This is a genomic window from Streptomyces sp. NBC_01351, assembly GCF_036237315.1.
In the GTDB taxonomy this organism is placed as follows: Bacteria; Actinomycetota; Actinomycetes; order Streptomycetales; family Streptomycetaceae; genus Streptomyces.
Genome location: NZ_CP108356.1, coordinates 3,383,119 through 3,407,172 on the forward strand (window position 1 = coordinate 3,383,119; position 24,054 = coordinate 3,407,172).

A 24,054-nucleotide genomic window follows, 5' to 3' on the forward strand; every position below is an offset into this window, starting at 1 on the left:
GTGACCCCCGAAGACTTCGCCGCGCTCCTCACCCCCGAGGGCCGCGCCCTCCTCGACTCGCTCCGCGACTACGACCCCGCCCAGGAGCTGGCCGTGGCCACCCGGCTGCGCCGCGAGCACCCCGCCGGGCTGGTATCCGCCGCGCTCGGGCAGGCCCGGCTGCGGCAGCGCGCGGTGGCGAAGTTCGGCGCGGAGGACGCCTTCCGGATGTACTTCACCTCCGGCGGCGGCGAGATGGCCACCCGCGCCTCCGTGGCCTCGTACCGCGCCCGGCGCCTCGCGGACCTCGGCGTGCGCAGCGTCGCCGACCTGTGCTGCGGCATCGGCGGCGACGCGCTCGCCCTGGCGCGGCTCGGCATCCGGGTGCTCGCGGTGGACCGCGACCCGCTGACCTGCGCCGTCGCGCGGGCCAACGCCGAGGTGCTGGGGCTGGCGGACCTGATCGAGGTGCGGGAGGCGGACGTGACGGAGGTGGACGCGAGCGACTACGACGCCGTGTTCATCGACCCCGCCCGACGCGGGGGGCGCGGGCGGGTCTTCGACCCGGAGTCCTACTCGCCGCCGCTGTCCTGGGCCGTCGCCACCGCCCGTACGGCCAAGTACGCCGCCATCAAGATCGCCCCCGGGATCCCGCACGAGGCCGTGCCCGAGGAGGCCGAGGCCGAGTGGATCTCCGACCAGGGGGACGTGAAGGAAGCCGTGCTCTGGTTCGGGACCGCGCCCGGTACGGTGCGCGCCACGCTGCTGCCCGGACCGCGCGGGCTGCACACCGCCGATCCGCTGCCCGATCCCGAGGCGGGGCCGGTGGGCCGGTGGCTCTACGAACCCGACGGCGCCGTCATCCGGGCCCACCTCGTCGCGGAGGTCGCCGAGCAGCTGGACGGCCGGCTCATCGACCCGACCATCGCCTACGTCACCGCGGACGAGCTGCGCGCGACGCCGTACGCGACCGCGTACGAGATCACCGACGTGCTGCCCTTCGGCCTGAAGAAGCTGAAGGCTCTGCTGCGCGAGCGCGGGGTCGGCATCCTGACCGTGAAGAAGCGCGGCTCGGCGATCGAGCCCGAGGAGCTGCGCAAGAAGGTCAAGCCGCAGGGGCCGAACTCGGCGACGGTGTTCCTGACCCGGGTGGCGGGCGCCCCCTCGATGCTGATCGGCAGGCCGGCGGTGCCGCCCCCGGCGAATCCCGTACGGTGACCGGCCGGCCGGGAGTCCCGGTCGGCCGGGAGTCCCGGTCGGCCGGGAGCCCCGATCGGCGCCGCCACGCCGTGCCCCCGTGAGCCTCAGGGCGAGTGTCAGACCCCTGTCCTAGCCTCGGTCGTGGGACTCGTACCGCACACGCACACCGTCACCGGAAGGCAGCCGCCATGGCCTCGGCACCGCAGAAGATCACCACGTTTCTGATGTTCGAGGGCAGGGCCGAGGAAGCGCTGACCTTCTACATCTCGCTGTTCGACGACGCCGAGGTCATCGACATCAGCCGCTACGACGCCGAGGGCCCGGGCGAGGCGGGCACGGTGAAGCTGGCGACGTTCTCGCTCGCCGGGCAGCAGTTCAAGTGCATCGACAGTTACGTCACGCACGAGTTCGGCTTCACCCCTGCCGTGTCGCTCTTCGTGGAGTGCGAGAGCGCGGCCGAGCTCGACCGCCTCTACGGGGCCCTCGCCGAGCAGGGCAAGGAGCTGATGCCGGTGGGGTCGTACGGCTTCAGCGAGCGCTTCGGCTGGGTGAACGACCGCTTCGGCGTCTCCTGGCAGCTGAACCTGGCGTCGTAGGGGCCGGGGCGGGCCGGGGCCGGGGGCCTAGCCGCGGAAGGCGCGTACCGCCCAGCGGTAGTGGGTGACCGCCTTGGCGAGGCCCAACAGGCCCGTGAGCCACAGGATCTGACCGATGCCCATGGTGTACGCGACCTCGCCGTACGTCGGCCCGCCAGGGCGGGTCGAAGCCGCGGCGGCAAAGGTCGCCCACAGCCCGATCGCGCCCAGCGCGAACGAGGTCAGCAGCCAGATCAGGCTCAGCACGGGCTCCCGGAGCCGGGCGTCGGCGACCGGGTCCCGGTCCGACTCCGCCCAGGCGTACAGCAGTCGGCGCACCTGCCGGTCCCGCTTGGCACCCCGGGCGAACCAGAACGCGGCCGGGATCAGCACGCCCGCGCCGAGCAGGGCGAGGATGAGGCCGTAGACGTACGAGAAGAAGTGGCGCTCCTCGAAGGCCATCCAGGCCATGCCGACGAAGGACCAGCCGAGCACGAAGACGGCCGCGACGGCCCACAGGAGCAGCAGCCGGCCGATCCCCAGGTTGCACCGGCTCAGGTAGCTCAGGAACCGTGCGCGGTCGGCGCGTACGACGGCATCGTCGAGCCGGGCACGCACGTGCAGGGGCGGAGGCAGGGGCGGCAGGTCACTGCTAGGCATGGCGATGACCATATCCGCACGTCCCGACTCCCCTACGGCGTGGTCTCCACCGACTCGAAGCGCCAGCGGTGCACGGCCCTGATAATCAAGTCGGCAGCGGGCTCCGGCAGTTCGGGGAGCTCCGCCGCCACGCCCTCGGGCGCCTCCCACCAGGTGATGACGAGCACCCGGTCCTGCGGGGCCCGGAACACCTCACGGCGCACCGGCTCCCGCGCGAGGACCTGGGCGCGGGCCCACTCCAGCAGCTCGTTGCCCCGCCCGTCGGCGGCCCGGGCCTCCCACATCAGCGCGACGGTGCTCACGAGTACAGGTTGTCCTTGCTCAGCTCGTGCACGTGATCGTGGTCGTGAGAGTGGCCGTGACCGTGCTCCTGATCGTGGTCGTGGTCCTGCCCCTTGCCCGGCACGTGCGGGTCCGTCACCGGCAGCGAGGAGTCCGCCGACAGGTCCCAGTCGGAGGCCGGGCGGTTCCGCTTGACCATCTCCGCGCCCAGCGCCGCGACCATCGCGCCGTTGTCCGTGCACAGCTTCGGCCGCGGCACCCGCAGGATGATCCCCGCGTCGTCGCAACGCTCCTGCGCCAGCGAGCGGAGCCGGGAGTTGGCGGCCACGCCGCCGCCGATCATCAGGTGGTCGACGCCCTCGTCCTTGCAGGCCCGGATCGCCTTGCGCGTCAGCACGTCCACCACGGCCTCCTGGAAGGACGCCGCGACATCGCGCACCGGGACCTCCTCGCCCGCCTTCCGCTTCGCCTCGATCCAGCGGGCCACGGAGGTCTTCAGCCCGGAGAACGAGAAGTCGTACGCCGCGTCGCGCGGCCCCGTCAGCCCGCGCGGGAAGTGGATCGCCTTCGGGTCGCCCTCGCGCGCGAGCCGGTCGATGACCGGACCGCCGGGGAAGCCCAGCTGCAGCACGCGGGCGATCTTGTCGAAGGCCTCTCCCGCGGCGTCGTCGATGGTCGCGCCGAGGGGCCGTACGTCGGAGGTGATGTCGGGGGCTAGCAGCAGCGAGGAGTGCCCGCCGGAGACCAGCAGGGCCATGGTCGGCTCCGGCAGCGGCCCGTGCTCCAGCTGGTCCACGCAGATGTGCGAGGCGAGGTGGTTGACCCCGTAGAGCGGCTTGCCCAGCGCGTACGCGTACGCCTTGGCCGCCGAGACGCCCACCAGCAGCGCTCCGGCCAGGCCGGGACCGGCCGTGACCGCGATGCCGTCGAGGTCGCGGGCGCTGACGCCGGCCTCCTTCAGGGCGCGCTCGATGGTGGGGACCATCGCCTCCAGGTGGGCGCGGGAGGCCACCTCGGGCACGACGCCGCCGAAGCGGGCGTGCTCGTCGACGCTCGACGCGATCGCGTCCGCGAGCAGGGTGGTGCCGCGGACGACGCCGACGCCGGTCTCGTCGCAGGAGGTCTCGATGCCGAGGACGAGCGGTTCGTCAGCCATTGCTCTCACTGCTCTCAGTGTGTTCCGTGTGTTCGGTTCGCGCTTGTGCGGGATCGGTCAGTCGCATGACGACCGCGTCGACGTTGCCGGGCTGGTAGTAGCCGCGCCGGAAGCCGATGGGCTCGAAGCCGAAGCGCTCGTAGAGCTTCTGGGCGCGGGTGTTGTCCACCCGTACCTCCAGCAGCACCTCGGCGCACTCGAAGGCCGAGGCGGCGCGCAGCAGCTCGGTGAGGAGCCGGGCGCCGAGCCCGGTCCCCCACTGGTCGCGGGCGACGGCGATGGTCTGTACGTCGGCCAGGTCGCCGGAGGAGGCCAGTCCGGCATAGCCGGCGAGCCGACCGGTCGCAGGGTCCTCGGCGACGAAGTAGCGGCGCGTGGACTGCGGGCCGCGTGCGTGGGCGAGCTCGGACCAGAACATGCCGGCGGACCAGGCGTCCTCCGGGAACAGCTCGTGCTCCAGCTCCAGCACGGGCCCGATGTCCCACCAGCGCATCTCGCGCACGGTGTGGGGGGTCGCCGGGGTCACTGCGGGGTGACCACCTTGTAGTTCTTCGGCACCTGGGCGTCGGGCCGGCGCAGGTAGAGCGGGGTCGGAGGCAGGCCGCCGCTGTTTTCGAACGCCGCACCCGCCGCCAGCCGTTCCACCGCCAGCGAGGCCAGCGCGCCGGCCGACTGGTGCTCGGGCTGCCGTGCGTCGGTGAAGACGTCCGGGTACAGCAGCGCGCCCTGGCCCACCGCGGGCATCCCGGCGACCCGCTCGGCGATGTCGGCCGGGCGGTCCACCGCCGGCTCTCCGACGCGCGTGCGCGGGTCCTCGTAGCGCGCCCAGTAGACCTCCTTGCGCCGTGCGTCGGTGGCGACGACGAAGGGGCCCTCGATCCCGGCGGCCCCGGCCGCGTGGGCGAGTCCGTCGAGGGTGCACAGGCCGTACACGGGCACGCCCAGGACGGCCGCGAAGGTGGAGGCGGTGACGAGGCCGACGCGCAGACCGGTGTAGGGGCCCGGGCCGACGCCGACGACGATCCCGGTGACGGCGTCGAGCTTCACCCCGGCCTCGGCGAGCACCTTGTCCACGGAGGGCAGCAGCAGCTCCCCGTGGCGGCGGGCGTCGACCTGGTTCGACTCGGCGAGGACGGACTCGCCGTCGTGCAGGGCGACGGTGACGGCGGGCGTGGCGGTATCTACAGCGAGCAAGAGCACGCGAACAGCCTACGACTCCTGGGGCCGCGCCCCTTGCGGCCGGTCGAACGACGGCCCGGCTGCTACCTTTCGACCCAGGTGTGGACCATGTGTCGGTCCAGTGTTCGGTCCAGATGTTCGGTCCAGGTGACCGGTCAGGTCGGAGAGGTGGAGCAAGGTGGCACGCAGCAGCTCGGGAATCGTGGCCGGGCTCACCGCCGCGGCGCTCGCCGCCGTCGGGTTCCTCGGCTACCAGGCCTCCGCGTCGGCTCCCGAGCGCCCTCCGAAGGCGGCCGCGCAGGATCCCGCCCCCGCCCCGAGCCAGTCCTCCGCGAAGCAGGACCCGGCGAAGCCGGTGCCCGTGCCCGAGGGCTCCGGGACCGGTACGCGCGTCGTGTACTCGATCGGCCAGAAGCGGGTGTGGCTGGTGGGAGCGGCCGGGCAGGAGCCGAAGTCGTTCTCGGTGATGCCGAGCACGGTGCACCCGAAGCCGGGCAGCTACCTGGTCGGCTCGCGCTCGGGCTCGGTGACCGGTTCGGACGGGGTGCCGATCGAGCACGTCGTGCGGTTCGCCAGCGCGGAGGGCGTGGCGGTCGGTTTCAGCGCCCGTGTGGACGGCGCGACGCCGGAGCCCGACCCGAACAAGAAGACCGGCGGCATCCGCATGGCGCGCGCCGACGGCGACGCGATGTGGGCCTTCGCGACGATCAGCTCGAAGGTCGTCGTCGTCCCTTAGCCCCGAACCGGGTCCGTACCCGACGGCCAGCAGCCGACGGCTTCACCCGTACGTGCGACTCAGGCCGCTTCCGACTCGGGAGCGGCCTGTTCGCGTACGCCGCCATCCGGCGTTTCCGGCGTTCCCGGCTCGCCCTCCGCCGGTACGTCCGCACGCGCGGGCGGCGTCGAGACGGCGGTGGCGGCCACTCCCGCGGCGAGCAGGGCGCGCATGGACACGGCGGACGGGCGGGGATCGCGCGGTGCTCCTGCTGGTGCCGACATGGCTGCTGCCTCCTGGGCGAAACGCCGAACTTAGGCATACCTAAGAAACTCTCGGTACCATGTCACCACGAGCGCCACCAAGAGCGCAATATCTTGCCGACGGCTTGTCGGTACGTTTACTCCGAGAGGGCCCCGGCCAGCACCTCGGCCCAGGCCCCGGCCCCGGCGGTCCAGCGCGCACCGACCCCGCGCACGGAGACCTCCCGTACGTCGTCCAGCACCTCCTCGTGGCCGACCGCCCGCGCGATCACCACGTGCAGCCGGTCGTCGGAGAGCTCCTCCACCTTGCCGTCGCCCCACTCCACGACGACCACGGACTCGGGCAGCGAGACGTCGAGGTCCAGGTCCTCCATCTCCTCCAGCCCGCCGCCCAGCCGGTACGCGTCCACGTGCACCAGCGCCGGTCCGCCGGTCAGCGAGGGGTGCACGCGGGCGATCACGAAGGTCGGCGAGGTCACGGCCCCGCGCACGCCCAGGCCCTCGCCGAGCCCGCGCGTGAGGGTGGTCTTGCCCGCGCCCAGCTCGCCGGTCAGCAGGACGAGGTCGCCGGGACGCAGCAGCCCCGCGATCCTGCGGCCCAACTCCTGCATCTCGTCCGGGGAGCCGACGGTGATCCGGGTCTCGGCGCTGCCCGCGGCGGCGCCCGCGGCGCTCCCGGTCTCAGCTGCCGGTGCTGCCGGTGCTGCCTGGCTGCGCTGTACTTCCAGCGGTACTTCTTCCATGCGTGCCAACGTTAGTCGCTGCCGGGACCGGGACCGCCCCGGTGCGTGCGAGCAGCTCCGTGAGCAGCCGGGTCACGGTCTCCGGGCGTTCCAGCATCATCAGGTGCCCGGTGGACTCCAGGACCACCAGCTCGGCGCCGGGCAGCGCCTCTTCGATGGCGATGCTGTGCGCGGCCGGGGTGATCATGTCCCTGTCCCCCGCGACGACGGTGACGGGGACGTCCGCGAACCGCTGGAGCGCGGCCGTCTTGTCGTGGGTCTGGAAGGCCGGATAGAACTCGGCGACCACGTCGATCGGGGTGGCCTCGATCAGCCGCTCCGCGAAGCGCGCGACGCCCGGGTCCACGTCCTTCGAGCCGAACGAGTACATCTTGATCATGCCGGCGAAGAGGTCTGCGGTGGCCCGGCGGCCCTTCTCCACCAGCTCCACCTGCGAGCCGAGCGCCTTGAGCACCCCGGGCAGCAGCCTGCGTACGGCGCCCATGCCGACGGACGGAAGCCCGTACGTCACCTCGTCGAGCCGGCCGCTGGACGTACCGACCAGAGCCACGCCGACCACCCGCTCCCGCACGAGCTCGGGGAACTGGTCGGCGAGTCCCATGATGGTCATTCCGCCCATCGAGTGACCCACCAGAACCAGCGGGCCCTCGGGGGCGGCCGCGTCGATGACGGCCTTCAGGTCCCGTCCGAGCTGCTCGATGGTCAGCGGCTCGCCGTCCGCCTGCGCGAGGCCGCGCGCGCTGCGGCCGTGGCTGCGCTGGTCCCAGTAGACGGCGCGGACCACTCCGCGCAGGGCGGCGCGCTGGAAGTGCCAGGAGTCCTGGGAGAGGCAGTATCCGTGGCAGAAGACGACCGTGGCCGGGGGCGCGGGCTTGCGGCGCAGCCGCGACCGCTTGGCGCCCTCCGGGAGCTCGTCGACCTCGTAGTGGAGCTCGGTGGCGTCCTCGGCCCGGACGATCCCTTCGGTCCCGCGCAGGGACCCGTAGTCCCCGGCGGCGTCGAGCGCGAGGCGCGCCTTCATGCGCATGCCCCGCCCGACGGTGATCCGTTCGACCGCCACACCGGCCGCCGCGCCCGCGGCTATCACGCCGATGGCGGCGCCGGCCCAGCCGGCCTTGCGCCAGTTCTCGCTCACGCCGCCGCCCTCACTCCGCTCAGCCGCCGAGGTACACCCGGGGCACTCGGCCACCGATACGGGTGACGATCTCATACGCGATCGTGTGCGCGGCCTGTGCCCAGTCCTCGGCGGTGGGTTCACCGCGCTCCGCGTCCCCGAAGATGACGGCTTCGTCGCCGACGCGGGCGTGGTCTCCGTCCAAGTCGACCACGAACTGGTCCATGGCGACGCGGCCGGCCACGCGGCGGATCTTGCCGCCGACGAGCACGGGCCCGGCCCCGGATCCGTGCCGCGGGATGCCGTCGGCGTAGCCCGCCGGGATCAGCGCGAGGGTCGTCTCGTTCTCGGTGATGTAGTGGTGGCCGTAGCTGACCCCGTGCCCGGCGGGGACCGTCTTGACCAGCGCGACGGAGGCCTTGAGGGTCATCGCGGGGCGGAGTCCGAGCTGGGCGGGGGTGCCGAGCTCGGGGGCGGGCGACACCCCATAGACGGCCAGGCCGGGGCGCACCAGGTCGAAGTGGGACTCGGGGAGCGTCAGCGTCGCCGGCGAGTTGGCCATGTGCCGGACCTCGGGCTCGACGCCCTCCTTCTCGGCGTACGCGAGCATGTCGCGGAACGCGGCGAGCTGGAGCTGGATCGAGGGGTGGCCGGGCTCGTCGGCGCAGGCGAAGTGCGACCAGACGCCGGTGACGTTCACGGTGCCCTCCGCCTGGGCGGCGACGGCCGCGGTGACGAGCTCTTCCCAGTCGGCGGGCTGGCAGCCGTTGCGGCCGAGGCCGGTGTCGGCCTTGAGCTGGATGCGCGCGGTGCGGCCCGCCGCACGGGCGGCCTCGCGTACCTCGTCCAGCGCCCACATCCCGCTGACGGAAACGTCGACATCGGCCTCGACTGCCTCGCGCCAGGGCCCGCCGGGGGTCCAGAGCCAGCACAGGATCCGGCCTTCGATCCCGCCGGCGCGCAGGGCGAGCGCCTCTTCGGGCGTGGCGGTCCCGAGCCAGCCGGCGCCGGCCTCCTGGGCGGCCTTTGCGCAGGCCAGGGCCCCGTGCCCGTAGGCATCCGCCTTGACCACGGCCATCAACCCGGCCCGGGGCGCTCGCTCGCGCAGTGCGCGCACGTTCCCCCGTACGGCGTCAAGATCGATCTCGGCGTACACGCGCATCGGTGTCTCGTTCATCCCCCCCAGTCTCTCAGAGCCCCTACCCGGCCCTTGGCGCGACCGGCCCGAGGGCCTCGGGTCCCGCTGCGCGGAGCCCTCTCCGCCGTCCACCATCCCCCTGGCGCCCGGACGGGCCCCCCAGCCGGGGCCGTGCCCCGGGAAGCGGCGCCGCAGGCGTCATGGACGGCGGACGTCCCGCCAGGCGGCCGGCAACGCTTCGGCCACGTCCTGGGCCAGCAGCGGGCCCCCGCAAAGCCTGGCCGCCAGGCCGTGGAGGTACGCCGCCACCGACCCCGCGTCCACCGCCGACAGGCCCCCCGCCAGGAGGGACCCGGCCAGCCCGGACAGCACGTCCCCGCTCCCGGCGGTGGCCAGCCACGGAGTCCCCGTCGGGTTCACCCGCACGGGCGAACCGCCGGAGGCGACCAGCGTCGTCGAGCCCTTCAGCAGCACCGCCGCCCCGTACCGCCCGGCCAGATCCCGCGCGGCGGCCAGCCGCCCGGCCTCCACCGACTCCCGCGAGACCCCCAGCAGCGCCGCCGCCTCCCCCGCGTGCGGGGTCATCAGGGTCGCGGCCGTCCGCGCCCGCAGCACCCCCGCGTCCAGTCCGCGCAGCCCGTCCGCGTCGACCAGTACGGGGACCGGGTCCGTCAGGGCCTGGGCAACCTCCCCGCCGCGCCCCTCCCCCAGCCCCGGCCCGACCACCCACGCCTGCACCCGGCCCCGCCCGATCAGCGTCTCCGGGAAGCGGGCCAGCACCGCGTCCGCCGCCGGCCCCACGTACCGCACCGCCCCCGCACCGCCGCGCAGCGCGCCCGCCACGGCCAGCACCGCCGCGCCCGGGTACTGCGCGGACCCGGCGACGATCCCGACCACGCCCCGCCGGTACTTGTCGCTCGACGCCGTCGGCACCGGCAGCAGCTCCGCCACATCGGCGTGCTGCAATGCCTCCAGCCCGGGCTGCGACGGCAGCTCCAGCCCGATGTCCACCAGCCGCAGCGCGCCCGCCCGCGAGGCGCCGGGGTCGATCAGCAGGCCGGGCTTGTACGCCCCGAAGGTCACGGTGACGTCGGCCGTGACGGCCGCGCCCGCGACTTCTCCGGAGTCCGCGTCCACCCCGCTCGGCAGGTCCACGGCCACCACCACCGCGCCCGCCGGGATCCGTTCCACCAGGGCGGCCGCCGCCGGCCGCAGCCCGCCCCGCCCGCCGATGCCGACGAGCCCGTCCAGCACCAGGTCGGCCCGGGCCGGCACCGACTCCGCGACCCGACCCCCGGCAGCCCGCAGCGCGGCCAGCCCGCCCGCGTGCATCCGCGCCGGATCCATCGGCACGGCCGTCACCCCGGCGCCCCGCCGCGCCAGCCGCGCGCCCGCGTACAGTGCGTCGCCGCCGTTGTCCCCGGGCCCGACCAGCAGCACCACCCGGGATCCGTACACCCGGCCCAGCAGCCCCGCGCAGACGGCGGCCAGCCCGGCCGCCGCCCGCAGCATCAGGGCGCCTTCGGGCAGCCGCGCGATCAACTCCCGCTCGGCGCCCCGTACGGTCTCCACGCTGTAAGCAGTTCGCATGGGCTAACCCTCGGCGATCACCACCGCGGAGGCGACCCCGGCGTCGTGGCTCAGCGAGATGTGCCAGGACTTCACGCCCAGCGCCAGCGCCCGCGCCTCCACCGTCCCCGACACCCGCAGCCGGGGCCGGCCGCTGTCCTCCACGTACACCTCGGCGTCGGTCCACAGCAGTCCGCCGGGCGCGCCCAGCGCCTTGGCCAGGGCCTCCTTGGCGGCGAACCGCGCGGCGAGCGAGGCGACTCCGCGCCGCTCGCCGCTCGGCAGCGTCAACTCGGAGTCGACGAACAACCGCCCGGCCAGGCCCGGCGTTCGCGCCAGCGCCGCCCCGAACCGCTCGATCTCCGCCACGTCGATCCCGACGCCGATAATCACAACGACAGCCCCACTTACTCGCTCGTTCTACCGCTCACTCCACGGTCACGGACTTCGCGAGGTTACGCGGCTGGTCCACCTCGTTCCCCCGCGCGGTCGCCAGCTCGCACGCGAACACCTGCAACGGCACCGTCGCCACCAGCGGCTGGAGCAGCGTCGGCGTCGCCGGGATCCGGATCAGGTGGTCGGCGTAGGGGACGACCGCCTCGTCGCCCTCCTCCGCGATCACGATGGTCCGCGCCCCGCGGGCCCGGATCTCCTGGATGTTCGACACGATCTTGTCGTGGAGCACCGACCGGCCGCGCGGCGAGGGCACGACCACCACCACCGGCAGGTCCTGCTCGATCAGGGCGATCGGCCCGTGCTTGAGCTCGCCCGCCGCGAAGCCCTCGGCGTGCATGTAGGCCAGCTCCTTGAGCTTGAGCGCGCCCTCCAGTGCCACCGGGTAGCCGACGTGCCGGCCCAGGAACAGCACGGTGTTCTTGTCGGCGAGGGAGCGCGCGAGCTCGCGCACCGGCTCCATGGTCTCCAGCACGGTGTCCACGGCCGCGGCGATGTCCGACAGCTCCCGGATCACGGCCTCGATCTCGTCGCCCCACTTGGTGCCCCGGACCTGCCCGAGGTACAGCGCGACCAGGTAGCAGGCCACCAGCTGCGTCAGGAACGCCTTGGTCGAGGCGACGGCCACCTCGGGACCGGCGTGCGTGTACAGCACGGCATCCGATTCGCGCGGGATCGTCGACCCGTTCGTATTGCAGATGGCCAGCACCTTGGCCCCCTGCTCACGCGCGTGCCGCAGCGCCATCAGGGTGTCCATGGTCTCGCCGGACTGCGAGATCGCGACCACCAGCGTCCGCTGGTCCAGGATCGGGTCGCGGTAGCGGAACTCGCTCGCCAGCTCCGTCTCGCACGGGATGCGGGTCCAGTGCTCGATGGCCAGCTTCGCGATCATGCCCGCGTGGTACGCCGTACCGCACGCCACGACCACGACCTTGTCGACCTCCCTGAGCACCGAGGTGGGGATGCGCACCTCGTCCAGGGTCAGCGAACCGCTCGCGTCGATCCTGCCCAGGAGGGTGTCGGCGACAGCCTTCGGCTGCTCGGCGATCTCCTTGAGCATGAAGTAGTCATAACCCCCCTTCTCGGCCGCCGAGGCGTCCCAGTCCACGTGGTACGCCCGCACGGACGCGGCCGAACCGTCGAAGTTGGTCACCGTGACCCCGTCGCGGCGGAGCTCGACGACCTGGTCCTGCCCCAGCTCGATCGCGGACCGGGTGTGGGCGATGAACGCGGCCACGTCCGAGGCGAGGAAGTTCTCTCCCTCTCCAACGCCCACCACCAGAGGGGAGTTCCGGCGCGCGCCGACCACCACGTCGGGCACGTCCGCGTGCACCGCGACCAGCGTGAAGGCGCCCTCCAGCTGCCGGCACACCTGCCGCATGGCCTCGGTGAGGTCCCCGGTGGCCGAGAACCGCTCCGCCAGCAGGTGCGCCACGACCTCGGTGTCCGTCTCGGACTCCAGCCGGTGTCCACGCTCGGCCAGTTCGGCGCGGAGCTGGGCGAAGTTCTCGATGATGCCGTTGTGCACGACGGCCACGCGCCCCGAATTGTCGAGGTGCGGATGGGCGTTGACGTCGGTGGGCCCGCCATGGGTGGCCCACCGGGTGTGCCCGAGCCCCGTGGATCCGGCCGGCAGCGGGTGCCCGACCAGCTCCTTCTCCAGATTGACGAGCTTCCCGGCCTTCTTGACGGACTCCAGTCCGCCGTCGGCGAGCACGGCGACCCCGGCCGAGTCGTAGCCGCGGTACTCCAGCCGCTTGAGTCCGGCGATGACCACATCGAGCGCCGACTGCGCTCCCACGTAACCCACAATTCCGCACATAGGCCGCAGCGTACGCCGTCACCGGCCGTCTGCCCCGTACCCGAACAAGACGAAAACCCCGCCCCGGCGCATGTGCCGGAGCGGGGTTGACGGTCAGTCGGGCGGGGCTCAGCCGAGCTTCTTGACCTGCGTGTCGATCAGGGCGGTCGGGGACTCCGTCGTACCGAGGAAGCTGATCGAGTTGAAGGTGGCCACCGTGGCGCCCTTGCGCACGACGACGAGCTGCCCGGTGGCCTTGTCGCCACCCTCGTCCACGATCGTGATGGCCAGGCTCACGACCTCGTCGCCGCCGGTGACGGCCGGGCCAGGCTTGACGCCCTCGTACTTGGTGGCCTCGCCATCGGTGGTGGCGGTGAAGCCGCCCGCGCACGCCGTGCCGGCCGCCTTGAGGGAGGCGAGGAGCTCCTCGGCGCCCTTTCCGTCGTAGGAGGACAGGCCGATCATCGTCACGGTGGTGCCGATGGTCTTCTGGATGGCCTTCGCCTGCTCCTCCGGCGAGGCGTCGGGGGCGAGCGGCTTCGGCTTGGCCGACAGCATCTGGCGGGCGATGCCGGTCGGGGTTCCGATCTTCTGCACGGCCTGGCTCTGGACCAGGACCTTGCACTCGGCCTTGTCGGTGGTGACCGCGTGCTTGTCCACGTCGGCGAGCTCGCCGGTGGCCGTGGCGTCGCCGGTGTAGTCGGGGACCTCGGCCTGGGTGACCATCAGCGCGCCCAGCTCGGCGTCCGTCTTGCCCTTGGCGGCGGGAGCCGCCGAGGTCGCGGCGGCGGACGGCTTGGCGTCCGCCTTCTTCTCATCGGCCTTGTCGGCGCCGCAGGCGGTGGCCAGCAGGGCCAGGGACACCGCGGAAGCGGTCAGGACGGAACGACGGACGAGTGCGGTACGCACGAAGAATCTCCCCCACGGACGAGAACAAGAGAACAGCAGGAGCGGCGCCCCGGCATGGCGAGGGCGCGCTTCAGAACTGCGGTATCCCGCAATGTACCTGCCGAACGATCACTCGATCGGATCATTTCGCTCGCGCGGCCGATCGTGACCCCCACGAGACCGCAAGGCCCTCGAACCGGTACCCGCCGCCGTACAACCGTCCCCGCCGGACCGCCGGCGGCGGCTCAGCCGAGCTTGTCCAGCTGCACGGAGACGATCGCCCGGGGATCCTCGGCCACCCCTATCTCATTGACCGCCGAGAAGATCGCGAGCGTCCCGCCCTTGCGGACGACCACCAGCTTGGTGGTGATCTTCATCCCGGGACCCTCGTCGCCGACCACCTCGAAGCGCATTTCGTACGAGAGCGCCTCGTCGCCCCCGGTCACGGCGGCCCCGGGTCCGATGGTGGTCGGGAAATCGTCGGTGTACCCGCCGGCGCAGGCGTCCGCCGCCGTCTTCAGCAGCGCGAACGCCTCCTTGGCCCCGTTGCCCTCGTACGAGCCGAGTGCGATCCGGGTGGTCGTGTCGGCCAGCCCCTTGCCGTAAGCCTCCAGCCGCTCCTCGTCGGAGGCTTCGGGCTTCAGCGGCTTGGAGACGGCCTTGCTCCACTCCTTCGTGACCGGCGACCCGGGCAGCCAGAACGCCTGTGCCTTGGCGAGCGGCACGCACGCGGGCTCTACGGCCGTTGCCGCGGCGGCGTCGGTCGTGGCCTCGGCGTCCGATACGACGTGCATCTCCAGACCCTGCAGGTCCTGCTGCCCCACCACCCGGCCCCCGGTCTTCGCGCCCGCCCCCGCTTCCGCACCCTTCTCCGACGCACAGCCGGTGACGCCGGACAGCAGCGCGAGCGACGCCACCGCCACGACGGCGGGCAAAGAACGGGCGCTGAACTGGTTGCGCATGGTGGACCCCCACGGTTCCCGAGCAGAAAGAGAACGAATGTACGACACAACCACTCCGGCATAAGTCCCGCGGGCCCGCCCACGTGACCGACCACACCACCCACGACCGGCTCCGAGCCCCGACAATGGCGGTGTGATCACTTCGCCGCCACGAAGCACGCCGGACAGCGCAACGGAGCGCACCGGCCAGGACGCCTCCCCCACGCGTCCCGCCCACCGCCGGGGCCCCGACGCCTCGCCGTACGTCGACCTCACCCGCGCCGAATGGAGCGCGCTGCGCGAGCGGACCCCGTTGCCGCTGACCGCCGAAGAGGTGGAGCGCTTGCGCGGACTCGGTGACGTCATCGACCTCGACGAGGTCCGTGACGTGTACCTGCCGCTCTCCCGGCTCCTCAACCTCTACGTAGGGGCCACCAGCAACCTCCGCGGCACCCTGAACACCTTCCTCGGCGACGCGGGCAACGGCCACGGCGCCCAGCAGGGCACCCCCTTCGTCATAGGGGTCGCCGGTTCGGTCGCCGTCGGCAAGTCCACCGTGGCCCGTCTGCTCCAGGCCCTGCTCGCCCGCTGGCCCGAGCACCCGCGCGTGGAGCTGGTCACCACCGACGGCTTCCTCTACCCGATGAAGGAGCTCCAGCGGCGCGGGCTCACCTCCCGCAAGGGCTTCCCCGAGTCCTACGACCGCCGCGCGCTCACCCGGTTCGTCGCCGACATCAAGGCCGGCAAGGACGAGGTGCGGGCCCCCGTCTACTCGCACCTGATCTACGACATCGTGCCGGGCGAGGAGCTCGTCGTACGCCGCCCGGACATCCTCATCGTCGAGGGCCTGAACGTCCTCCAGCCGGCCCTCCCCGGGACGGACGGCCGCACCCGCGTCGCGCTCGCCGACTACTTCGACTTCAGCGTGTACGTGGACGCGCGCCCCGAGGACATCGAGCGCTGGTACCTGGGCCGCTTCCGAAAGCTGCGCGAGACCGCCTTCCAGAACCCCTTCTCCTACTTCCGCAAGTACACGCAGGTCTCCGAGGAGGAGGCCATGGAGTACGCGCAGACGATGTGGCGGACCGTCAACAAGCCCAACCTGCTGGAGAACGTGGCGCCCACCCGCGGCCGGGCCACCCTCGTCGTCCGCAAGGGACCCGACCACAAGGTGCAGAAGCTGAGCCTGCGCAAGTTGTAGTGGTTAGGGTGCGGGAATGCTGCATCTGCGGATGATCACCCCGCACCACCTCACGGAGCAGGTGGTGGAACTGATCGACCAGACGGTCGGAACCACCCACCTGGTCGTGCTGAACGGCGCCGCCCGGGACCCGAAGGGCGATCTCGTACTGTGCGACGTGGCCCGGGAGGCGGCCGACGAGCTGCTGCAGGAGATGCGCTCGCTCGGCATCGACAAGACCGGTTCGATCGCCGTCGAGAACATCGACCTGTCGATCTCCAAACGCGCCGACGACGCGGAGGAGGAGGCACCGGGCGAAGCCGCCGACGCGGTGGTCTGGGAACAGCTCGCCGAGTCGACGCACGAGGAATCCACCCTCACGATCACCTACGCCGTGTTCATGATCGTGGCGACGATGATCGCGGCCTGCGGTGTGGTCCTGGACAACGCGATCCTGATCGTGGGCGCCATGGCGGTCGGCCCGGAGTTCGGCCCGCTCGCCGGCATCTGCACCGGCCTGGTGCAGCGCCGGCCGAGGCTCGCCGGGCGTTCGCTCATCGCGCTGGTGATCGGCTTCACGGCGGCGATCGTGGCCACCACCGTCTTCAGTCTGGTGATGGACGCGCTCGGCCTCTTCCAGGAGCACATGCTTGAGAACCCGCGGCCGAACACCAGCTTCATCTGGCAGCCCGACCCGTTCTCCTTCGTCGTGGCGCTGCTCGCCGGCGTGGCCGGCATGCTGTCGCTGACCTCGGCGAAGGCCGGTGCGCTGGTCGGCGTGGCGATCTCCGTCACCACCGTCCCGGCGGGCGCGAACGCCGCCGTGGCCCTCAGCTACGGCGATTTCGGCCAGATGTGGGGCTCGGGAGTCCAGTTGGCGCTCAACCTGGCCGGCATCATCCTGTCGGGCACGCTCACCCTGATCGCCTGGAAACTGCTGTGGCGCACCCAGCAGAGCCGGATGATCCGGAAGCCGGGTGCGCCACGGGGCAAGCGGTAGCCGCGCCCCAGCCGTCTAGCCGAGCGCCGACTTCACCACGTCCGCCAGCCGGCCCGCGACCGCGCGCGCCTGCTCGATGTCCGCGGCCTCGACCATCACCCGGACGAGCGGCTCGGTGCCGGAGGGACGCAGCAGCACCCGCCCGGTGCTGCCCAGCTCGCGCTCGGCGTCGGCCACCGCGGCGGCCAGTTCGGCCGAGGTCGTGACCCGGGACTTGTCCACGTCGGGGACGTTGATCAGCACCTGCGGCAGCCGCTCCATGACGCCGGCCAGCTCCGCCAGGGACTTGCCGGTGGCCGCGACCCGCGCCGCGAGCAGCAGGCCGGTCAGCGTGCCGTCGCCGGTCGTCGCGTGGTCGAGGATGATCACGTGGCCGGACTGCTCGCCGCCCAGCGCGTAGCCGTGCTCCTTCATGGCCTCCAGCACGTACCGGTCGCCGACCCCGGTCTGCACGACCTGGATGCCCTCGCCCTCCATGGCCAGCTTGAAGCCCAGGTTGGACATGACGGTGCCGACCACGGTGTTCTCGCGCAGCTGATCGGCCTCGCGCATGGCCAGCGCCAGCACCGCGAGGATCTGGTCGCCGTCGACCTCCGCGCCGTTGCCGTCCACGGCCAGGCAGCGGTCGGCGTCACCGTCGTGCGCGATGCCGAAGTCGGCTCCGTGCTCGACGACGGCCGCCTTGAGCAGGCCGAGGTGGGTGGAGCCGCAGCCGTCGTTGATGTTCAGGCCGTCCGGCTCGGCGCCGATCGTGACGATCTCCGCGCCGGCCCGGGCGAAGGCCTCGGGCGAGACGTAGGAGGCCGCGCCGTGCGCCTCGTCCAGGACGACCTTCAGGCCGTCGAGGCGGTTGGGCAGCGCGCCGATCAGGTGGGCGACGTACTTCTCGAAGCCCTCGCTGTAGTCGGAGATCCGGCCGACGCCGGAGCCGGTGGGCCGGTCCCAGGGGGCGCCGGTGCGGTGCTCCTCGTAGGTCGACTCGATGCGGTCCTCCAGCTCGTCGGCGAGCTTGTGCCCGCCGCGCGCGAAGAACTTGATGCCGTTGTCGGGCATGGCGTTGTGGCTGGCCGAGAGCATCACGCCGAGGTCGGCACCCAGCGCACCGGTGAGATACGCCACCGCCGGGGTGGGCAGCACACCGACGCGCAGGACGTCCACGCCCGCGCTCGCGAGGCCGGCGACGACCGCGGCCTCCAGGAATTCGCCCGAGGCACGGGGATCACGGCCGACCACCGCGGTCGCCCGATGGCCGGCGAAGGTGCCCGCCTCGGCCAGTACGTGCGCAGCCGCGACGGAGAGACCGAGCGCGAGCTCAGCCGTCAGATCCGCGTTGGCAACGCCTCGTACACCGTCCGTCCCGAAGAGTCGTCCCACTGTTGTCCTCCCGAGTTGCGCTTCGCATGTGACCGCATGTGACAGGTATTTGCCGCTTGTGGCGGTAAACGAACCGCCCCGACAGCACGGAGAGTGCTGCCGGGGCGGTTTCGTTGCAGAACAGCAGGCGCAGATTAACGCTTGCTGTACTGCGGAGCCTTACGGGCCTTCTTGAGACCGGCCTTCTTGCGCTCGACCGCACGGTCGTCGCGGGAAAGGAAGCCGGCCTTCTTCAGCGCCGGGCGGTTGTTGTCCACGTCCGCCTCGTTCAGCGCACGGGCCACGCCGAGGCGCAGGGCGCCGGCCTGGCCGGAAACGCCGCCACCCGAGATGCGGGCGATGACGTCGTAGCGGTTGTCCAGCTCAAGGAGCTTGAACGGCTCGTTGACTTCCTGCTGGTGCACCTTGTTGGGGAAGTAGTCCTCAAGGGTGCGACCGTTGATCTTCCACTTGCCGGTGCCCGGAACGATCCGGACGCGGGCGATGGCGTTCTTGCGACGGCCCAGGCCGGCGGCCGGCTGGGGGTCGCCGAAGCGACCGGCAAGGGACTCGGAGGTGTAGTCGCCCTCGGGGGCAACCTCAGACTCGCTGGTGTACTCCTCGACGTTGCCCTCGAACTCGTCGACGGGGGTCGTCTCGGCGGTGGTCTCGGCCACGATGCTCCTCAGAATTTTCTACGTCTTAGGGGGTGGCCGGAACTACTGCGCGACCTGGGTGATCTCGAACGGCACCGGCTGCTGGGCAGCGTGGGGGTGCTGGTCGCCCGAGTAGACCTTCAGCTTCGAGAGCATCTGACGGCCCAGGGTGTTCTTGGGGAGCATGCCCTTGATGGCCTTCTCGACGGCCTTCTCCGGGTTGTTCGCCAGGAGGTCGTCGTAGCGCACGGAGCGCAGACCGCCCGGGAAGCCAGAGTGGCGGTAGGCCATCTTCTGGGTCGCCTTGTTGCCGGACAGGTGAACCTTGTCGGCGTTGACGATGATGACGAAGTCGCCCATGTCCATGTGGGGGGCGTAAGTCGGCTTGTGCTTACCCCGCAGGAGGGCAGCGGCCTGGGTCGCCAGACGGCCGAGGACAACGTCCTGGGCGTCGATGACGAGCCACTGGCGCGAGATGTCGCCGGGCTTGGGGCTGAACGTACGCACGCGTATGCCTTCGCTTCTTCAGTGGTGGTATCCCCTAGGGCGCAAGCCCGGCGGGGAAGGTCCTGACAGGGTCACCACGGACGATCACGACAGCCCTCATTCACAACGGAGACGCAACCCGTGTGAACTGCTGGTCATCGGTCCGGTGGACCGGCGCAAGGCCCTTTCACGTGAGAATGAGAAAGCCAATACGCATAACAAACCAGCAGGATACCCAAGCAGACCCAAACGGGTCAAAACGCGGTCCGCGATGCCGATTCTGCTGACGTCGCGGCGCACTCCGGTTCGGTCCTGGGTGGGGACCCCGCAGTTGTTACAGGGTCCAGAGTAACCCGCCCGGAGCGCAGCGCACGCCACACCAGCAGAATCGCGAGCCCGCACAGGGTCGCGCAGTCCTTGAAGGCACGCCGCTTGTGGGCCAGCTCCGAGGGCCACGGGATCAGGGCCATCTGAGGCGTCAGCGCCAGCCAGAACCAGGGCGAGCGGGGCATCGAGCCCTCCCGCACCGCCGAGGCCAGCAGCAGCGGCAGCACCACCAGCAGGTAGTGGTCGAAGGAGGGACGGGAGACCAGGAATGCGGCGAGCATCACCATGCAGGCCGTCTCCACCAGCCGCAGCTCGCCCCCGTCGGCATCGTCCGTACGCCGCCACCGCGTCCAGGCCGCCCACAGGGCCGCCCCGGCCCCCGCGAAGGCCACCAGCACGGCCACCGGCTCGGGGACCCCCAGCCTCGGCAGCACCGCGATCGGCGAGGCGTCCCAGGGCAGCGCGTAGGAGTCCTGCCCCTGGAACAGGAACGGCAGCGTCTTGGTGAAGAACAGCGAAGGCTGCGGCATCAGCAGCGCCCCCGCCAGCGAGGCGCCCAGCGGCACCAGCACGGCCGCCGCCAGCCCCCGCCACTGCCGGGCGACGAGGAACAGCACCCCGATCGGCACCAGCATCGGCTTGCACGCGATGGCCAGCCCGACCACCAGCCCGGCCGCCCCCCACGCGCGCCGCCGCGCCAGCAGCAGCGCCACCGGCAGGGCGGCCGCCGAGATGGCCGTCCAGTTGCCGATCAGCACGAGGTTCACGTACGGCTTGTAGGCCAGCGCGAGGACGGCGAAGCCGACGACCGCGAACCGCGAGCGCAGCGGCACCGAGAACAGCCTCAGCGCGGCCAGCCACCCGATGCCCAGCAGCCCCGACATCCCGACCGGCAGCACCCACCGCAGCACCGTCTGCGGCAGCAGCGCCTCGGGGACCGCCATGAGCACGGCGCTGGGGAGGTAGAGGAACCGCTTGTCCTCGTACGGGGACCCGCCCGCCAGCAGCGTCTCGGCCGCCTTCACCACGAAGGCGTTGTCCGAGCCCCAGTTCGCCCGCAGGCTCGTGGAGACGCAGATCCCGAGCACCACCGCGAGGGAGGCGAGCTGCCAGGGCCGGGAGGCCGGCCGCAGCAGCCAGTCGACCAGCCGGTTCCCTGACGTACGCACGTGGGTGTCCCACTTCATCAGCCAGATCCCAGGCCGCAACCCCACGGTGCTCTCCCCTAGCGCTTGCGCTCGACTCGACGTTCGTCCCGGACGGGCTCAGCGGCGGCGCTCGACGCGCCGCTCGTCCCAGACGGGTTCCTGAGTCTCTCGCACGACCCCGTCCGAACCGAAGACCAGGTACCGGTCGAATGTGCGGGCGAACCACCGGTCGTGCGTGACGCACAGCACAGTGCCCTCGTAGGACTCCAGGCCCTCCTGGAGGGCCTCCGCCGACTCCAGGTCCAGGTTGTCCGTCGGCTCGTCCAGCAGCAGCGCCGTGGTCCCGGCCAGCTCCAGGAGCAGAATCTGGAACCGCGCCTGCTGACCGCCCGAGAGCCGGTCGAACAGCTGGTCGCCCTGCCGCTCCAGCTCGTAGCGGCGCAGCACGCCCATCGCCGCGCCCAGCGGCTTGGCGGCCTCCGTCCACAGGATGTCGACGAGGGTGCGCCCGAAGAGCTCCGGGTGGGCGTGGGTCTGCGCGAAGTGCCCGGGGACCACCCGGGCGCCCAGCTTCCACGTGCCCGTGTGCTTGACGTCCTCGCCGGCCAGCATCCGCAGGAAGTGCGACTTCCCGGAGCCGTTCGAGCCCAGTACGGCCACCCGCTCGCCGTAGAAGACCTCCAGCGAGAAGGGCTTCATCAGCCCCGTGAGCTCCAGGTTCTCCACGGTCAGCGCGCGCACGCCGGTGCGCCCGCCCTTCAGCCGCATCCTGATGTCCTGCTCGCGAGGCGGCTCCGGCGGCGGGCCGGCCTCCTCGAACTTCTGGAAGCGGGTCTGCATCGCCCGGTAGCGCGAGGCCATGTCGGGGCTGGAAGCGGCCTGGCCTCGCAGCCGCAGCACCAGGGCCTTCAGCCGGGCGTGCTCCTCGTCCCAGCGCCGCTTGAGCTCCTCGAAGCGCGCGAAGCGCTCCTTGCGGGCGTCGTGGTAGGTGTCGAAGCCCCCGCCGTGCACCCACACGTCGCTGCCCGTCGGGCTCGCCTCAAGACTGATGATCTTCTGGGCCGCCTGGGTGAGCAGTTCCCGGTCGTGGGAGACGAACAGCACGGTCTTGCGGGTGGCCTTCAGCTGCTCCTCCAGCCACCGCTTGCCCGGGACGTCGAGGTAGTTGTCCGGCTCGTCGAGCAGCAGCACCTCGTCCGGCCCGCGCAGCAGCGCCTCCAGCACGAGCCGCTTCTGCTCACCGCCCGACAGCGTGCGCACCTCGCGGAACTGCGCGCTGTCGTACGGGATCGCCAGCGCGGCCATCGTGCAGACGTCCCACAGGGTCTCCGCCTCGTAGCCCTGGACGTCGGCCCAGTCGCTGAGCGCCTGCGCGTAGGCCATCTGGGCGGCCTCGTCGTCCACCGTGAGGATCAGCTGCTCGGCCTTGTCCACGGCCTTCGCGGCGTCCCGGATCCGCGGCTGGGACACCGACACCAGCAGGTCGCGCACGGTCGTCTCGTCGCGTACGGAGCCCACGAACTGCGACATCACGCCGAGCCCGCCGCTCACGGTGACCCCACCGCCGTGCGGCTGGAGCTCACCGGAAATCATCTTCAGCAGGGTGGTCTTGCCGGCCCCGTTCGCCCCCACGAGGGCGACCACCGACCCCTCCCCCACGCGGAAGGAGACGTCGGGGAGCAGTACCCGCCCGTCGGGAAGGTAGTACTCCAGGTGGCTGGCTTCGAGATGTCCCATGCCGGGCATTGTCCCGGTCCGGCGGCGATCCACCCAATCTGATTAGCAGCAGCCGGCGCCCGGCAGGGTCCGCATGTTCCGTGCTTCCTTGCTGCGGGCCGCCAGCAGCTCGTCCGCCGGATAGCCGACCTCCTCCAGCGTCAGCCCGTGCGGCTTGACCACGTGCACCGAGGAGTCCCGTACCGCCGCGGCCAGCACCTGCCCCGGCCACTCCACCGACCGGTGCCCGTCGCCGACGTGCAGCAGTGCGCCCACCAGGGAGCGGACCATGTTGTGGCAGAAGGCGTCGGCGCGGACGGTCGCGGTGATGATCCCGTCCTCGGCCCGCTCCCAGCTGAGCTGCTGGAGGGTACGGATCGTCGTCGCGCCCTCGCGCTTCTTGCAGTACGCGGCGAAGTCGTGCTCGCCGAGCAGCGGGGCGGCGGCCTCGTTCATGGCGTCCACGTCGAGGGGCCACTGGTGCCACAGGACGTGGCCGCGGCGCAGCGGGTCGACCCCGCCCTGGTGGTCGCCGACGCGGTAGGCGTAGCGGCGCCAGATGGCCGAGAAGCGCGCGTTGAAGCCCTCGGGGGCCTCGGCGACCTTCCACACGCGGATGTCGTGCGGCAGCCGGCCGGCGAGGCGGCGCAGCAGCTTGTCGTGGTGCTCGGCCCACACCTCCTCGGCCAGGTCGAACTGCGCGACCTGCCCACGGGCGTGCACCCCGGCGTCGGTCCGCCCGGCCACGGTCAGCTCGACGGGCTCCTTGAGCCGCATCACGGTCTGCAGGGCGCTCTCCAGCTCGCCCTGCACGGTCCGCAGCACGCGCTGCTTCGCCCAGCCGGAGAAGTCCTTGCCGTCGTAGCTCAGGTCCAGCCGCACCCGGACGTGCCCGGGCTCCACCTCGTCACTCACGTGACCGATCCTCTCAGAAGCTCACGGATGAGCTCACACATGCAGAACGGGCCCGCCCCGGGAAGGGGCGGGCCCGTTCAGAGCCGTTCAGCGTGATCCCGAAGGGGGATCAGGCCTCCTTGGTCTCCTCGGCGGCGGGAGCCTCGGTGGCCTCCGCCTCCTTCACGGCGCGCTTGGTGGCGGCCTCGGCCTCACCAGTGGCCTGCTGGGCGACCGTAAGGGCCTCGACCAGCTCGATCACGGCCATCGGGGCGTTGTCGCCACGACGGTTGCCGATCTTGGTGATGCGCGTGTAACCACCGGGGCGGTTCTCGTAGCGCGGGGCGATCTCGGTGAACAGCGTGTGCACGATGCTCTTGTCCGTGATCGTCTGCAGCACCAGGCGACGGTTGTGGATGTCGCCCTTCTTGGCCTTGGTCACCAGACGCTCGGCGTAGGGACGCAGGCGACGGGCCTTGGCCTCGGTGGTGGTGATGCGGCCGTGCTCGAAGAGCGCCTTCGCGAGGTTCGCGAGGAGGTGCTTCTCGTGCGCGGCGGAGCCGCCCAGGCGGGCACCCTTTGCGGGACGCGGCATTGTTACTCCTTCAAATCTGCACCGGCCGTGTCAGGTACCGGAG

26 protein-coding genes are annotated in these 24,054 nt (G+C 71.8%); 5 read left to right on the plus strand and 21 right to left on the minus strand.

The features are described from left to right. Together OG625_RS15175 and OG625_RS15180 are read left to right on the plus strand one after the other, a co-directional pair. Nucleotides 1-1,197 (plus strand): class I SAM-dependent methyltransferase, encoded by a 1,197-nt coding sequence (locus tag OG625_RS15175; RefSeq protein ID WP_329380583.1) that lies wholly within the window; start codon nucleotides 1-3, stop codon nucleotides 1,195-1,197. Between the two features lie 170 nt (nucleotides 1,198-1,367). Further along, complete coding sequence (locus tag OG625_RS15180) at nucleotides 1,368-1,775, plus strand: VOC family protein (protein ID WP_329380586.1); 408 nt, start codon at nucleotides 1,368-1,370, stop codon at nucleotides 1,773-1,775. 27 nt (nucleotides 1,776-1,802) lie between these two features. Here the strand turns inward: OG625_RS15180 and OG625_RS15185 are convergent, their stop codons facing one another. From OG625_RS15185 to tsaB, 5 genes are read right to left on the minus strand one after another with little or no spacing between them, the layout of a single operon-like run. Beyond that, on the minus strand, nucleotides 1,803-2,414 hold the full coding sequence (locus OG625_RS15185) for a hypothetical protein (protein ID WP_329380589.1): 612 nt from the start codon (nucleotides 2,412-2,414) through the stop codon (nucleotides 1,803-1,805). Between the two features lie 32 nt (nucleotides 2,415-2,446). Next, nucleotides 2,447-2,716 (minus strand): hypothetical protein, encoded by a 270-nt coding sequence (locus OG625_RS15190; protein ID WP_329380591.1) that lies wholly within the window; start codon nucleotides 2,714-2,716, stop codon nucleotides 2,447-2,449. Then, nucleotides 2,713-3,852 (minus strand): tRNA (adenosine(37)-N6)-threonylcarbamoyltransferase complex transferase subunit TsaD, encoded by a 1,140-nt coding sequence (gene tsaD, locus OG625_RS15195; RefSeq protein ID WP_329380593.1) that lies wholly within the window; start codon nucleotides 3,850-3,852, stop codon nucleotides 2,713-2,715. The genes OG625_RS15190 and tsaD overlap by 4 nt, the downstream gene beginning before the upstream one ends. Continuing rightward, complete coding sequence (rimI, locus tag OG625_RS15200) at nucleotides 3,845-4,345, minus strand: ribosomal protein S18-alanine N-acetyltransferase (protein WP_329390694.1); 501 nt, start codon at nucleotides 4,343-4,345, stop codon at nucleotides 3,845-3,847. Before rimI ends, tsaD begins: the two co-directional genes overlap by 8 nt. A gap of 29 nt (nucleotides 4,346-4,374) precedes the next feature. Then, nucleotides 4,375-5,052, minus strand: a complete 678-nt coding sequence (gene tsaB / locus OG625_RS15205) for a tRNA (adenosine(37)-N6)-threonylcarbamoyltransferase complex dimerization subunit type 1 TsaB (RefSeq protein ID WP_329380596.1) — start codon at nucleotides 5,050-5,052, stop codon at nucleotides 4,375-4,377. A 157-nt stretch (nucleotides 5,053-5,209) separates the two neighbouring features. On the opposite strand from tsaB, the gene OG625_RS15210 reads away from it, so the two are divergent. After that, on the plus strand, nucleotides 5,210-5,767 hold the full coding sequence (locus tag OG625_RS15210; protein ID WP_329380599.1) for a hypothetical protein: 558 nt from the start codon (nucleotides 5,210-5,212) through the stop codon (nucleotides 5,765-5,767). Nucleotides 5,768-5,826: 59 nt separating this feature from the next. Here the strand turns inward: OG625_RS15210 and OG625_RS15215 are convergent, their stop codons facing one another. From OG625_RS15215 to OG625_RS15255, 9 genes are all read right to left on the minus strand, one after another. Next, a complete protein-coding gene (locus OG625_RS15215) occupies nucleotides 5,827-6,030 on the minus strand; it encodes a hypothetical protein (RefSeq protein ID WP_329380602.1) in 204 nt (67 codons plus the stop codon). 116 nt (nucleotides 6,031-6,146) lie between these two features. Next, complete coding sequence (gene tsaE, locus OG625_RS15220; protein WP_443067720.1) at nucleotides 6,147-6,752, minus strand: tRNA (adenosine(37)-N6)-threonylcarbamoyltransferase complex ATPase subunit type 1 TsaE; 606 nt, start codon at nucleotides 6,750-6,752, stop codon at nucleotides 6,147-6,149. Continuing rightward, complete coding sequence (locus tag OG625_RS15225; RefSeq protein WP_443067721.1) at nucleotides 6,691-7,962, minus strand: alpha/beta fold hydrolase; 1,272 nt, start codon at nucleotides 7,960-7,962, stop codon at nucleotides 6,691-6,693. The genes tsaE and OG625_RS15225 overlap by 62 nt, the downstream gene beginning before the upstream one ends. Further along, nucleotides 7,907-9,043 carry an alanine racemase gene (gene alr, locus OG625_RS15230; protein WP_329380608.1) on the minus strand — a complete coding sequence of 379 codons (1,137 nt, stop codon included), beginning with the start codon at nucleotides 9,041-9,043 and terminating at the stop codon, nucleotides 7,907-7,909. The genes OG625_RS15225 and alr overlap by 56 nt, the downstream gene beginning before the upstream one ends. A gap of 159 nt (nucleotides 9,044-9,202) precedes the next feature. After that, on the minus strand, nucleotides 9,203-10,594 hold the full coding sequence (locus OG625_RS15235; protein WP_329380610.1) for an NAD(P)H-hydrate dehydratase: 1,392 nt from the start codon (nucleotides 10,592-10,594) through the stop codon (nucleotides 9,203-9,205). A 3-nt stretch (nucleotides 10,595-10,597) separates the two neighbouring features. Further along, nucleotides 10,598-10,966, minus strand: coding sequence for a holo-ACP synthase (locus tag OG625_RS15240; protein WP_329380613.1), 369 nt, complete (start codon nucleotides 10,964-10,966; stop codon nucleotides 10,598-10,600). A gap of 34 nt (nucleotides 10,967-11,000) precedes the next feature. Then, on the minus strand, nucleotides 11,001-12,848 hold the full coding sequence (gene glmS, locus OG625_RS15245; protein ID WP_329380616.1) for a glutamine--fructose-6-phosphate transaminase (isomerizing): 1,848 nt from the start codon (nucleotides 12,846-12,848) through the stop codon (nucleotides 11,001-11,003). Nucleotides 12,849-12,956: 108 nt separating this feature from the next. Further along, a complete protein-coding gene (locus OG625_RS15250) occupies nucleotides 12,957-13,736 on the minus strand; it encodes a hypothetical protein (RefSeq protein ID WP_329380619.1) in 780 nt (259 codons plus the stop codon). A gap of 224 nt (nucleotides 13,737-13,960) precedes the next feature. Next, nucleotides 13,961-14,677 carry a hypothetical protein gene (locus OG625_RS15255; protein WP_329380622.1) on the minus strand — a complete coding sequence of 239 codons (717 nt, stop codon included), beginning with the start codon at nucleotides 14,675-14,677 and terminating at the stop codon, nucleotides 13,961-13,963. Nucleotides 14,678-14,810: 133 nt separating this feature from the next. On the opposite strand from OG625_RS15255, the gene coaA reads away from it, so the two are divergent. After that, entirely contained in the window at nucleotides 14,811-15,857 is a 1,047-nt protein-coding gene (gene coaA, locus OG625_RS15260; RefSeq protein ID WP_329380624.1) for a type I pantothenate kinase, read from the plus strand. A 16-nt stretch (nucleotides 15,858-15,873) separates the two neighbouring features. Then, nucleotides 15,874-16,836: a DUF389 domain-containing protein gene (locus OG625_RS15265; protein ID WP_329380626.1), complete on the plus strand. Its 963-nt coding sequence runs from the start codon at nucleotides 15,874-15,876 to the stop codon at nucleotides 16,834-16,836. A gap of 15 nt (nucleotides 16,837-16,851) precedes the next feature. Here the strand turns inward: OG625_RS15265 and glmM are convergent, their stop codons facing one another. The 7 genes from glmM to rplQ form a co-directional block, all read right to left on the minus strand. Then, entirely contained in the window at nucleotides 16,852-18,210 is a 1,359-nt protein-coding gene (gene glmM / locus OG625_RS15270; protein WP_329380629.1) for a phosphoglucosamine mutase, read from the minus strand. A 134-nt stretch (nucleotides 18,211-18,344) separates the two neighbouring features. Next, nucleotides 18,345-18,866: a 30S ribosomal protein S9 gene (gene rpsI / locus OG625_RS15275; RefSeq protein WP_329380632.1), complete on the minus strand. Its 522-nt coding sequence runs from the start codon at nucleotides 18,864-18,866 to the stop codon at nucleotides 18,345-18,347. 42 nt (nucleotides 18,867-18,908) lie between these two features. Further along, complete coding sequence (rplM, locus tag OG625_RS15280; RefSeq protein ID WP_030230678.1) at nucleotides 18,909-19,352, minus strand: 50S ribosomal protein L13; 444 nt, start codon at nucleotides 19,350-19,352, stop codon at nucleotides 18,909-18,911. Between the two features lie 233 nt (nucleotides 19,353-19,585). Next, nucleotides 19,586-20,845 carry a glycosyltransferase family 87 protein gene (locus OG625_RS15285; RefSeq protein ID WP_329380635.1) on the minus strand — a complete coding sequence of 420 codons (1,260 nt, stop codon included), beginning with the start codon at nucleotides 20,843-20,845 and terminating at the stop codon, nucleotides 19,586-19,588. Between the two features lie 78 nt (nucleotides 20,846-20,923). Then, nucleotides 20,924-22,552: an ABC-F family ATP-binding cassette domain-containing protein gene (locus OG625_RS15290; RefSeq protein WP_329380638.1), complete on the minus strand. Its 1,629-nt coding sequence runs from the start codon at nucleotides 22,550-22,552 to the stop codon at nucleotides 20,924-20,926. 33 nt (nucleotides 22,553-22,585) lie between these two features. Beyond that, entirely contained in the window at nucleotides 22,586-23,437 is an 852-nt protein-coding gene (gene truA / locus OG625_RS15295; protein WP_329380642.1) for a tRNA pseudouridine(38-40) synthase TruA, read from the minus strand. A gap of 109 nt (nucleotides 23,438-23,546) precedes the next feature. Then, nucleotides 23,547-24,011: a 50S ribosomal protein L17 gene (rplQ, locus tag OG625_RS15300; protein ID WP_069921530.1), complete on the minus strand. Its 465-nt coding sequence runs from the start codon at nucleotides 24,009-24,011 to the stop codon at nucleotides 23,547-23,549. Nucleotides 24,012-24,054 lie beyond the last annotated feature (43 nt).